Annotated in this window: 6 protein-coding genes; 2 read left to right on the forward strand and 4 right to left on the reverse strand. The window is 55.0% G+C overall.

The window, feature by feature from the left end:
- Window positions 1-107 precede the first annotated feature (107 nt).
- From KYK14_RS20260 to KYK14_RS20275, 4 genes are all read right to left on the reverse strand, one after another.
- Entirely contained in the window at window positions 108-773 is a 666-nt protein-coding gene (locus KYK14_RS20260; protein ID WP_219161507.1) for a DUF2461 domain-containing protein, read from the reverse strand.
- A 320-nt stretch (window positions 774-1,093) separates the two neighbouring features.
- The gene (locus KYK14_RS20265; protein ID WP_219161509.1) at window positions 1,094-1,930 is read right to left on the reverse strand and encodes an MOSC domain-containing protein; all 837 of its coding nucleotides are present in this window, start codon (window positions 1,928-1,930) and stop codon (window positions 1,094-1,096) included.
- 204 nt (window positions 1,931-2,134) lie between these two features.
- A complete protein-coding gene (locus KYK14_RS20270) occupies window positions 2,135-4,372 on the reverse strand; it encodes a T9SS type A sorting domain-containing protein (protein ID WP_219161510.1) in 2,238 nt (745 codons plus the stop codon).
- Between the two features lie 478 nt (window positions 4,373-4,850).
- Window positions 4,851-6,473 carry a S8 family peptidase gene (locus tag KYK14_RS20275; protein WP_219161512.1) on the reverse strand — a complete coding sequence of 541 codons (1,623 nt, stop codon included), beginning with the start codon at window positions 6,471-6,473 and terminating at the stop codon, window positions 4,851-4,853.
- Window positions 6,474-7,053: 580 nt separating this feature from the next.
- On the opposite strand from KYK14_RS20275, the gene KYK14_RS20280 reads away from it, so the two are divergent.
- Both KYK14_RS20280 and KYK14_RS20285 read left to right on the forward strand, forming a co-directional pair.
- The gene (locus tag KYK14_RS20280; protein ID WP_219161514.1) at window positions 7,054-8,952 is read left to right on the forward strand and encodes a right-handed parallel beta-helix repeat-containing protein; all 1,899 of its coding nucleotides are present in this window, start codon (window positions 7,054-7,056) and stop codon (window positions 8,950-8,952) included.
- A 162-nt stretch (window positions 8,953-9,114) separates the two neighbouring features.
- Window positions 9,115-10,866, forward strand: coding sequence for a glycoside hydrolase family 10-like protein (locus KYK14_RS20285; RefSeq protein ID WP_219161516.1), 1,752 nt, complete (start codon window positions 9,115-9,117; stop codon window positions 10,864-10,866).
- Window positions 10,867-10,939: the final 73 nt, after the last annotated feature.

The following is a 10,939-nucleotide window of genomic DNA, read 5'->3' on the forward strand; positions in this document are numbered from 1 at the left end:
AACAACGACTCGTTCAACGGGCATAAGGTCCTCCGCAAGCTCAGGATGACAGCCGGCTTTTTATTTCACCACTTCACTATTGCATTGCTCTGCGCTTCACCGCTCCGTTACTCCTCTTCAATCGCCTGATTAAGGAACTGCACCAGGGGCTGCGCTACGTGCAGGCTTTCTACAGCACGAGCCACAAAATCGGGTTGGAGTAGTTCGGCGTCGGAGATGGGGCGACTCACTAAGTAGCTTTTCATCTTGAGCCATTCAATGTCAGGGTCGTTTTTGTCGTAGCCTTTGGGCGGACGCTGGAGCCGGTCGCCCTCCAGGCCGTCGGGGAAGTGGCGCACGAACTCGGGGTGCTGGCGTAGGGCGTGGAAGGCCTCGGGGGAGTAGTGAATTTCCTGGCGGATGCGTTGCAGGCTGGCCGTGTCGGGCAGCCACTTGCCGGCACCCAGCCAGGAGTTGCCGGGCTCCAGTGTCAGGAAATAGCCTGCCCAGCGCGAGTGCCTGCCCTCGGCCTTGAGGCCCGCACCCATGTGGCGCTTGTAGGGGTCCTGGCCCTGTTGAAATCGGTCGTTTTTGTTGATGCGGTACATCGTTTCGCCGGCTGTGAGGGTTTGTAGCGCCGGCTCGAAGCCCTGCACTCCCTGGAGCACTTCCGCTACCAACTCCTTGAACACGGCCCGGGCCTGGTGGTATTCGGCGCGGTGCTCGTCCATCCAGGGCTTATTGTTGTTAGCGGCTAGGCCGCGCAGAAAATCCAGTATTGAAGCACGATTCATGGCTGGGCATACGGGCCAGGGTAGGCGGGAGTTGGGTAGGGTAGGGGGTAGGAGGTGAGTAAGCCGTTCTTTATTAGGGCATCCTGCGCCATTCTGTTAGGGTATTCTGGCCATCTGTCATCCTGAGTGGAGCGAAGGACCTTCTCACATTAGAACGACAAGCGCAACAACGACTCGTTCAGACGTGAGAAGGTCCTTCGCTCCGCTCAGGATGACAGATGACGTCGAGCTTTCGACATCGTTCAACGACGTTTACCACCCCGCCCTACGGGCACCCTCCTTAGAAAAGGAGGAAAACTAGCTTCTAGCTTAGTTTGGATCTAGTTCTGTTCTTTATACCCCAGCACTCTGAGCGGGTCGCCTACCCGGATGGTGCCCTGGCCGCTGGCGGTGACGTTCTGGCCGAACATCACCTTGCGGCCTACCGTACGGTAGGAGGCCAGAGTGCTCAGGGTTTCGGGGTTTTTCTGGGCGGTTTGTTGGTCGATAGTAGTGACGACGCAGCGCCCGCAGGCCCGTACGGCCCGGAAGGCTATGTCGCCTACCCGGAAATCGGCCCAGGTATCCTCATCGAAGGGTGCGCCGCCTGTGAAGACTAGGTTGGGCCGGAAGCGGTCCATCAGGACCGGCGTGGTGAGGCGTTCGTTCAGATCATCCAGCGCAGCCTGCCCGATGAGGAGGTAGGGGTAGCCGTCAGCAAAGCTGACGAGCGTGCCCGCCGGGTTCAACTCGGGCTTGTCGGGCTCTACCTCGCGCCGCACCATTTCCGACATATACACCAGCCGGCACTCCTGACCCAGGGCTTCGGTCAACCATTCGTCGGCGGCCGGGGTGCCGCGCCAGGCAAAGACCATATCGTCCCAGATGGTCACGAACAGGGTCTTTTCCCGATCTGCCTCGAAGGGAATGTAGAGCGGCAGGAGGTCGGGGCGCTGGCGGTGCGTGAGCAGAAAGCCGTTGAAGGCAGGAGCTACGTCCAGAAGGGCCATGGTAGCAATCTGCCGCTGGGTCATAAACTGGTTGCGCGCATCCACAATCAGCCAGCGCCGGTCGTATTGCAAGCCGCGCATGCCCACAGCTGCCTCGGTGAGTCGGATGCCGCCCAGCGACTTCACGGGGTAGATGTAGATATCGGAGAGGGTGAGGGGAGTGGCCATGCGGCAAAGGTAAGGAGGCAACGGGTAGAGGCGATCTGTAAAAGAAGGTCATTTCGACCAGCGGGAGAAATCTCGCGTGCTCTTGCAGGCTGTCCCGCGTACGCGTTCAGCATGACGTTCTGAAACAAACCAGACAAACACAAAAAAACCGGCGCAGGAGGTAAGTCCCGCGCCGGTTTGGCTTTGAGCAACTATCCGCGAAAACTATTGCTTCACGAACTTGCTTTTCTTGCCCTGTACCTGCACCACGTACAAGCCGCTGGGTAGGTTAGCTACCGATACCGAAGTGGTCTGATCGTTGAAAGAGTGGGTCAGCACGCGCTTGCCCATCATGTCATACACTTCGGCTACGTGTGCACCGCTGCCCAGGCCGCTGATGTTCAGTACATCGGGGGTAGGAACGGGGCTCAACACCAGAGCGGGCGCGTTGCCGGCTGGCACTGCAATGGTTACCACAGGCGAGAAGTTCTCACTGCCGTCGTTGTCGATCTGACGTAGGCGGTAGTAAGCTTTGCCTTCGGGAGCGTTGGCATCTACCAGGGTGTAGGCGTTGCGCTGGCTGGTGCTGCCGTGGCCATCTACGAAGCCTAGCGGGAACCACTGGTCGTCGCCGGTGCTGCGCTGCACTTCAAAGCCTTTGTTGTTCTTCTCCGAAGCCGTAGCCCAGTCTAGACGAACGGCTGAGCCTTCTAGCTGGCCAGTGAAGGCAACTAGTTCGACAGGTAGGGGATTATTGTTGTCGCCAATGGTGAAATATCCGTTTACAACAGACAGATTATTGAGCGTAGCATATCGTACGGGTACAACACTTGGGCTACTACCAATAGTAGAAGGAGCTCCAAGTGGTTGAAAAGGTGTCGTGTTGTCTATTGAACGGAAAAATCTCAAACGGCTAACGTTATTGATGCCATTACGCTCATCTTCATTGTTTACACGGTATTCAAAAGTGAGATTAACACTTTGTCCAGTACTGTTAGTTGGAATAATCTGGTATTGACGTTTGATACTCTGACTAGTTCCTTGGCCTAATACAGCAGTGCCTGTTAAACGGCGTACAGTAGTGGAGCCAGGATAATCTGTTGTCTGACTACCATTTCTATTGATGGCGAGAGTTAGGCCAATATTATTAAAATCATAGCTACCAGGTGCAGACAAAGTGGCTTTTGATTCGACAGTACCTGATATGTAGCCATTGTTAGCTTCACTTAAACGAGCTGCTGGACCTAAGATCAAGCGGTGATTTCCGGTTATCAAACGGGCGCCTTCAGTTACCGTTATTTGATCAGAAATCGTCAGATCATTTAGCAGAGTTTTTCTTCCACTTGTTAACCGTAGGGAAGAAAAGGTAGTGCTATTACCTGTAGTCTGTATGTTCTGCTCACCACCATTTAATGTAATGCTGGCTGTATTACCCGCTACAAAACCACCCTCAATAATAAAGTTACCACCAACACTCAACGGCGCAGTGTTATTGAGGGTAAAGCTACCATTGCTATATATTCTGAAATCCTCATTAACAATGATACTATTGGTTGAATTACTAGTTCTTACGGTTCCATTGCCTATACGAAGGCTACCTCTCACAATCCAAGAAGCATTTTCGTCACGAATAATGGTAGCACCGTTATTTACCGTGAAATCATACACATCAAAGCTGCCCAAGCTAATATCTGCTCCATTGGCACCTGTTCTTACCTGCGTATAGCTAGCTCGGCTGAAAGGAGGAGTTGATGTACCATTATTAGTATCAGATATGGTAAAATAATACGCTGTAGGATTGTTACCAGTAAAAGGACTTGTGTTATTGATTGGTGCCATACCGCGTGTTGCGTTGCTACCAGCAGCGCGAACGAAACCTAACCAATTGAATGCATCCGGTCGGCCAGTACCTCTTGTAATATTATTCCAAGGAATAATTATTTTTCTGCTGCTTGCTCCTTGTGCAGGATAAAATCTGGTGTTGCCAATACTACCATTCTGTTGCACAAAACTATTTGTCGATTGACTAGCAATTGCATACGCACCAGAAGCTGCAGTATTAACAAGAGCGTTTTGGTTTCGGTTAAAAGCAAGAGCGTAGTCTGCTCGGAAAGGCAGTACACTCATACCGTTGCCCCTATTTGTATCAAACTTGCCAAATCCACGAGTAGAACCATATCCATTACCACCACTAGTAACTAATTCTAATGGGTCAGCATCGATATATACAACTACTGAATCTAGATCAGTAGCACCTGTAACACCAATATATAAATTGGTGTCATCCCAAGTCATATACCAATTAACACCATTAGAACTGTAACTATTATTTTGGCCATAGGCAGCCCCATCAAAAGGGCCTTCGTTAGACACAGTAGCATGTTGCGCCTTCGCGCTTCCTACCGCTAGCACGAGTAAGAAAAGAGCACTAAGGACTTTTCGAGTTAGATATAAGTGTTTCATTCTGAGAAGGTGGAATAGAAGAATTCTGTCACAAATTTAACGTATAGATGAAAAAATTGTGTTAAATAAATTTTACATTTAACAAAAACTTATTTTATTTATATAATAAAGAATGTGTTCTACATTGTATATTTACTGATAGGAGAAGAAGGAGGTATAAGATTAATCCTGATAATAGTATTTAGAAGGAAGCTTTATGCTAGGTTTTAGATCGAAAAATTCTATTGCTGCAAGTAGGCTTATGTTCCGTCGACAGGGAGGATAAACTGACTTTTAGAAATATTCTCTTCAAAAATTATAATTGAATTATTCGGGTAGTAAAAAGGGCTTGCAACCATTTGGCCTTCTTATAGTAGGGATTATACTGAATGTGTATAAGTAATTGATATGCAATGTGATGATTGAGAAAAAAAAAGCGGCGCGGTAGCTCCGAAACCGGTAGCTACCGCGCCGCTTGCGCTGTTTCTTGCAAGAAGTGTTACTGCACTTGTTGCGCCATCTGCACGGCCTTATACAGGTTCACTAAGCCACCCGTATTCGATAGCTCCGCGAAGTCAATCGTGGTTTTGCCCCCGGGCTTGAGCACTTTGGTATGCAAGGGAGTAGCCGACTCGCGGATGATGCGTTTCAGGTCTTCGGGGCTGAGCTTGGGGAAGTAGGATTTCAATACTGCCGCCATACCGGCTACCATGGGGCCAGCCATACTGGTGCCACTTTCGTTGCCATAGGTGTTGTTGGGGAGAGTAGAGTTGATCTGCACGCCGGGCGCAAACACATCCACGTTTTTCTTGCCGTAGTTGGAGAAATCGGCTACCAGTTCTTGGTCGTTGGTGCGGGAAGAGGCGCCTACCGTAATCAGGTTCGGGATAGTCTTGGTGTTCAGGAACACCGGCGAGGGGTACTGCTTTTTAGTGTCAATGTCGATGGACTCGTTACCGGCGGAGTGCACCAGCAGCACGCCCTTGGAGTCGGCGTAGCGGATGGCTTCTTCCACGGCCTCGCGGTGGGGCGAAAAGTACTTGCCGAAGCTCATGTTAATCACCTGCGCGCCGTTGTCCACGGCGTAGCGGATGGCGTTGGCCACGTCCTTGTCGCGCTCGTCGCCATTGGGTACGGCCCGCACTGCCATAATGCGCACGGGTAAGCCCGCCACGCCCATAATGCCCACGTTATTGGTTCGGTCGCCGGCAATAATGCCCGCCACGTGAGTGCCGTGGGTAGGGTCGGGGCCGGTCACGTCGGCATTGCCATAGAAGCGCTGCTTTAGGTTGTCGGGGTCGTCGCCCACAATGCTGCGCGGGTTGAACTTGAGGTCTAGGGAATATTCTACCAGATTTTTGGTCTGGTCGTAAGCGTGCTTCATATCATCCAGCACCGATTCCATATCGGCGTAGCCGCCAGCCTTCAGGTTTTGATAAAATAGCTGGCTGATGCGGCGCAGGTCGGCATTGTCGGTGGGTGGGTTGCGCAGGGTAGCCGTATCCAAGCGCGACACGCCCAGGGCCTGCTTCATCTGATCGGCCACGGCCTGGGTCTGCGGATACGCGTCCTTCACCTGGTCGTAGTGCTCGTTGTCTTCCTTGTAGTGGATTTGGTAGGACTTCTTCACCTGCTGGTACAGGTCGAACTCCTCGCGCTTGGCGGCGGGCACCTGGTTGCGGGTTTTGCCCTGGTAGAGCGGCTCCAGACGGGCCAGCATGCGCGTGTCCTCGTAGGCTTCCACGTCGATGTTGCGGCCATCCTGGCCTCCAAGGAAGTTCCAGCCATATACATCGTCGATGTAGCCATTGCCGTCGTCGTCTTTGCCATTGCCGGCAATTTCCTTTGGGTTGTGCCACATCACGCCGCGCAAATCTACATGGGCGGTATCCACGCCACCGTCAATCACGGCCACAGTAACGGGAGTAGCCGTGCGGCCTTTGAGAAGCTCCTGGTAAGTGCGCTCAGCGCTCAGGCCCATCACGCCATTGTTTTGTTGTGGGTCGAGCAGATGCCATTGGGGCTGGGTAGCAGAGGGGGAGGGGGTGGTTTGCGCAGCGGCAGCCAAAGGCAACAGCAGCGCTACCAGGCCAGCCTGGCAGGAGAGAGGGGAAAAGCGCATTAGAGAAAAATAAGGAGACAAAGAGGCAGCTGTTACACAGTTGCCGTGGGATGCTGTGCCTAACACAACGAAACGGCAAGCTGGTTCTTGCTTTCAGTACAAGATTCAGAAAAATCTCACTTAGTTACACCGTTCTGGGTCAGACGCAATAGATAAGACGAGCAAAAACTGATGGTGAGCAATCGTAGCGGTTGCGTGAACGGTGTATATAGTATCCTATAGAGACACAATATTTTATGTCTCGTTGTTGCTGATGGTGGCTGTTCAATGAGAGAGTCTATGGCATTCAGCAAGGTGACGCAAAATATTGTGTCTTCTCCTACCAACTGCGAAACCACTGTAGGCAGACGTTATTTTTTATGTGTCATTATTCCATAAAAAAATAGAATAGTAAGTGCTAAGAAAATTGTATTTCATAAGTATGCTATTATAGATAAAGAACAATAAGCTGTATAAATTTAAATTGTATATATAAAGCGTTATAACCTGATAATTGCTGTTATAAAGCTGGAAGAATATATTTATTCTGATGTGGCATCATTCTTTATGCTAGTGTTTCTGACGCCTAACCACCTCAGGAATGCAAATACGTTTACTATTTTTCTTATTTCTGTTGCTGTCAGCCAGTCAGCAAGCGGCCGCCACCACTTACTATGTACGGATTGCAGGCAATGATGCGCAGACTGGTACTACCCCCGCTACTGCCTGGCGCAGCATTGCGCGGGTAAACGCCGCCACGCTGCAACCCGGCGACCAAGTCTTGTTTGAGGGAGAGCAGACCTTTGTAGGTGGCTTGCAGCTGAAGGGCACTACGCAAGGCACGGCTGCGCAACCTATTGTATTCGGCTCGTATGGTAGGGGCTGGGCTACCATCAGCAGCGGCGGTACCTACGGCTTGCTGGCCCGTAACGCGGGCGGTATTGAGCTGCGTCGCCTGTATTTCGCCGGCTCGGGCCGGTTGAACAACAAGAGCGCTGGTGTGGTATTCGTGCTGGACTCGGCGGCCACGCAACTCCCGCACCTGGTACTCGACAGCCTCGACGTAAGTGGCTACCAGCAGGCGGGCGTTACGATCAGCAGCCAGCGAGCCGGTAGCGGCTACTCCGGCGTACGAATCACTAACAGCCGCGTGCACGACAACGGCGAGGCGGGCATCAGCTCGTACGGCTCGGCCGAGGCCACCCACCGCAACTGGTACGTGGCAAATTGCCGACTATACAACAACACCGGCCGGCTTGATCTGAAGCAAACCCGTACCGGCTACGGCTTACTGCTGGCTCACGTAACGGGCGCCGTGGTAGAGCAGTGCGAGGCCTACAACAATGGCCGCCTGAACGCCTACCCCGCCGCCGGCCCGGCCGGCATTGGGGCTTGGCGGTGCACCAACCTGACGGTGCAGCAATGTAAGTCGTACAGTAATCGTTCGGGTACGGTGCGGGGCGGAGGCTTTGCTCTAGAAGGCGGGTGTGCTACCGCTGTGGTTCAGTATAACTACGCGCACGACAACGAAGGCCCCGGCTTCGCCATTACCCAGCCTGATACGATGTCGGTGCCCAGCACCAACCTGACGGTGCGCTACAACATCAGCGACAACGACGCCCGCCGTGCCAACCATGGCGCCCTGGCGGTGCTGGCACCTGCCGCAGCAGAGCGAATGCAGCGGATTAGCCTGCACAACAACACCGTGCTGGTTACGAAGCCCGCTAACAATTCGGTGCCCGTGGCTGTCCAGCTTGAAGGCGGTGCGGCGAGCGGAATCACTCTGCGTAACAACCTGTTGCAGACCACCGACGGCCTGACGCTGGTAGACGCCAGCCTGACCACTGGCGTGCGCCTGGAAGGCAACTGCTATTGGAGTGAGGGGAGTGGTTTTACGTTGCGCTGGAACAACGCTACCTACACCTCCCTACCCACCTGGCGGCAGGCCACCACGCAAGAGCAGCTGGGCGACCGGCCCTGCGGCCTGAGCATCAATCCGCAGCTGCGCACTGCCAACCAGAGCGATGCAACGACGGCTACACCAACCGCCGCCGCTACAGCCGCCAACAGCGACTACCGGCTGGCGCCTACCTCGGCGCTGGTAGGAGCCGGGCTGAACCTATGGGATGAGTTCCGGCAGGAAGCAGGACCACGCGACTACTTCGGGTTGGCAACGCCCGCAGCGGGCGTACGGGGCAGCATTGGTGCCTCGGAAAGCCCAGCCGTGACGCTGCCTACGGCTACACCCGCTGTCGTTTCGGGCGCGTGGTGCGCGGCCTACCCCACGCGCACCCACGAGTTGGTACGCGTAGTGCTGACCAACACACCCACTGCCAATGTAGCCATTCGTCTCTACGATATGCAGGGCCGCACCTGCCTGACGCGCACGCTGCACGGCCGCGAAACAGAAGTGCCCGTAGCTGGCCTGGCCAGCGGCGTGTATGTGCTGCGCGTGGAAGCCAATGCCCAGCACTATCAGCAGCGTATTGTGGTGGAATAGAAATACGCATCAGCTAGTAAGAAAACCGTCTGTCATCCGGAACGCAGTGAAGGACTTTCTCACGTGAGAAGGTCCTTCACTGCGTTCCGGATGACAGACGGTTTTTACTGACCACCTCACAACTCGTAACTTGCGCGCTTATTCGATTTTAGAAGCGTGCAAATGATGCAGGTAGTAACTACCCGCTGCCGATGGGGCGCGGGCATGATCATGCTGGTGTGGCTGTTGCTGAGTGGTGCCGTGCAGGCCCAGGACGCGCCGCCTAAGCGGGAGTTGCGGGGCGTTTGGATTGCTTCGGTGGCCAACATCGACTGGCCCAGCCGTCCTGGCCTCACCGCCGACCAGCAGCGCAACGAGTACCGCCGGATGCTAGACCGACAGCAGCGCACGGGCATCAACGCTGTGTTTGTGCAGGTGCGGCCCGCTGCCGATGCCTTCTACCGGAGTGGCCTGGAGCCCTGGAGCAAGTGGCTGATGGGCCAGCAGGGCAAAGACCCCGGCTACGACCCACTTCCGTTCCTGATTGACGAAGCACACAAGCGCGGCATGGAGTTTCATGCCTGGTTCAATCCTTACCGCGCCTCGCAGGACACGCTCACGCGGCGCTTGGCTGCCACCCACGCCTACCGCCAACACCCCGAGTGGTTTCTGCGCTACGGCGGCAAATTGCTGTTCAACCCTGGGTTGCCGGAAGTGCGCCAGCGCATCACAGAAGTGATTCTGGACGTAGTGCGCCGCTACGATATCGACGGTGTGCACTTCGACGACTATTTCTATCCCTACCCCGAAGCGGGTCAGACGCTGCACGATGAGGCGGCATTTGCCCAATTCAACCCTGACCACCTCGCGCTGGCCGATTGGCGCCGGCAAAATGTGAACTCGCTGATTGAGAGCCTGAGCCGCGAGATTCACGCCACTAAGCGCTGGGTGAAATTTGGGATTTCGCCGTTTGGGGTTTGGATGAACCGCTCGGCCCACCCCGAGGGCTCCGATACGCGGGCCGGCCAGCCGACCTACGCCAACCTCTACGCCGACACGCGCCTGTGGCTGCAACGCGGCTGGATCGATTACATCGTGCCGCAACTGTACTGGAGCAGCAACTTCCGGCTGGCGCCCTACCCGGTGCTGGTGGAGTGGTGGAGCCGCAACCACTTCGGGCGCCATCTCTACATTGGGCAGGCGCCCTACCGGATGCTGGAGAACACCCGCGGCGACACCACGTGGCGCAACCCCCGCGAGCTGATGCGCCAGATTCGTCTCAACCGCAGCTACCCCACGGAGGTGAGTGGAAGTGTGTTTTTTAGCTCGAAGTCCTTGCTGGCCAATCCGCTGCACGTCACCGATTCGTTGCAGCAGAATGCCTTTCGCTACCCGGCGCTGGTGCCTACTATGCCTTGGCTGGATGCGGTGCCACCTCGCCCGGCTCAGCAGTTGGTATTGATTCGCACGCCCCCGGCCGTGACGCTTACCTGGCAGCCCGGCCCTACCGCCGCCGATGGCGACGATGCCCGGTATTTCGTGGTGTACCGCTTCGCAGAAGGCGAAACTCCCTCGCCCGACGACCCCCGCCACATTCTGGCCCTGGTGCCACGCACCGCCTACGCGCCTACCCTGATTGATACCACGGCCCTCACCGGTGTGGAATACGCCTACTACGTAACGGCGGTAGACCGCATGCACAATGAAAGCGCACCCGTGCACGTGGTGACTAGGAAGGGGGATATTATGGTAGCGCAAGCGCCCCAGCCAGCCACTGTGCCAGCGCTGCCCATACCGCCTGCCCCCGCGCCGCCTACCCCCAAACCAGCTACCGGCACAAAGGTGAAAACCAAGACCGAAGCCGGCACCATCAAAAAGAAAACCAAGCTGAAAAAGCGCCGCAAAGGCTTTTTCGGACGGTTGTTTGGCGGGTGAGTTTGTGAAGTTGTGAGTTGAAAAGGTGCGCCTGTCATCCTTTATCTGGCGTCCGCTTGCGAAGGACCTTCTC

It is taken from the genome of Hymenobacter profundi (assembly GCF_019334315.1).
Taxonomy (GTDB): Bacteria; Bacteroidota; Bacteroidia; order Cytophagales; family Hymenobacteraceae; genus Hymenobacter; species Hymenobacter profundi.

Excerpts from the sequence above, each read along its gene's own strand:
- KYK14_RS20275 (WP_219161512.1), bottom strand. The coding sequence starts at position 6,473 with ATGCGCTTTTCCCCTCTCTCCTGCCAGGCTGGCCTGGTAGCGCTGCTG.
- KYK14_RS20265 (WP_219161509.1), bottom strand. The coding sequence starts at position 1,930 with ATGGCCACTCCCCTCACCCTCTCCGATATCTACATCTACCCCGTGAAG.
- KYK14_RS20270 (WP_219161510.1), bottom strand. The coding sequence starts at position 4,372 with ATGAAACACTTATATCTAACTCGAAAAGTCCTTAGTGCTCTTTTCTTA.
- KYK14_RS20280 (WP_219161514.1), top strand. The coding sequence starts at position 7,054 with ATGCAAATACGTTTACTATTTTTCTTATTTCTGTTGCTGTCAGCCAGT.
- KYK14_RS20260 (WP_219161507.1), bottom strand. The coding sequence starts at position 773 with ATGAATCGTGCTTCAATACTGGATTTTCTGCGCGGCCTAGCCGCTAAC.
- KYK14_RS20285 (WP_219161516.1), top strand. The coding sequence starts at position 9,115 with ATGATGCAGGTAGTAACTACCCGCTGCCGATGGGGCGCGGGCATGATC.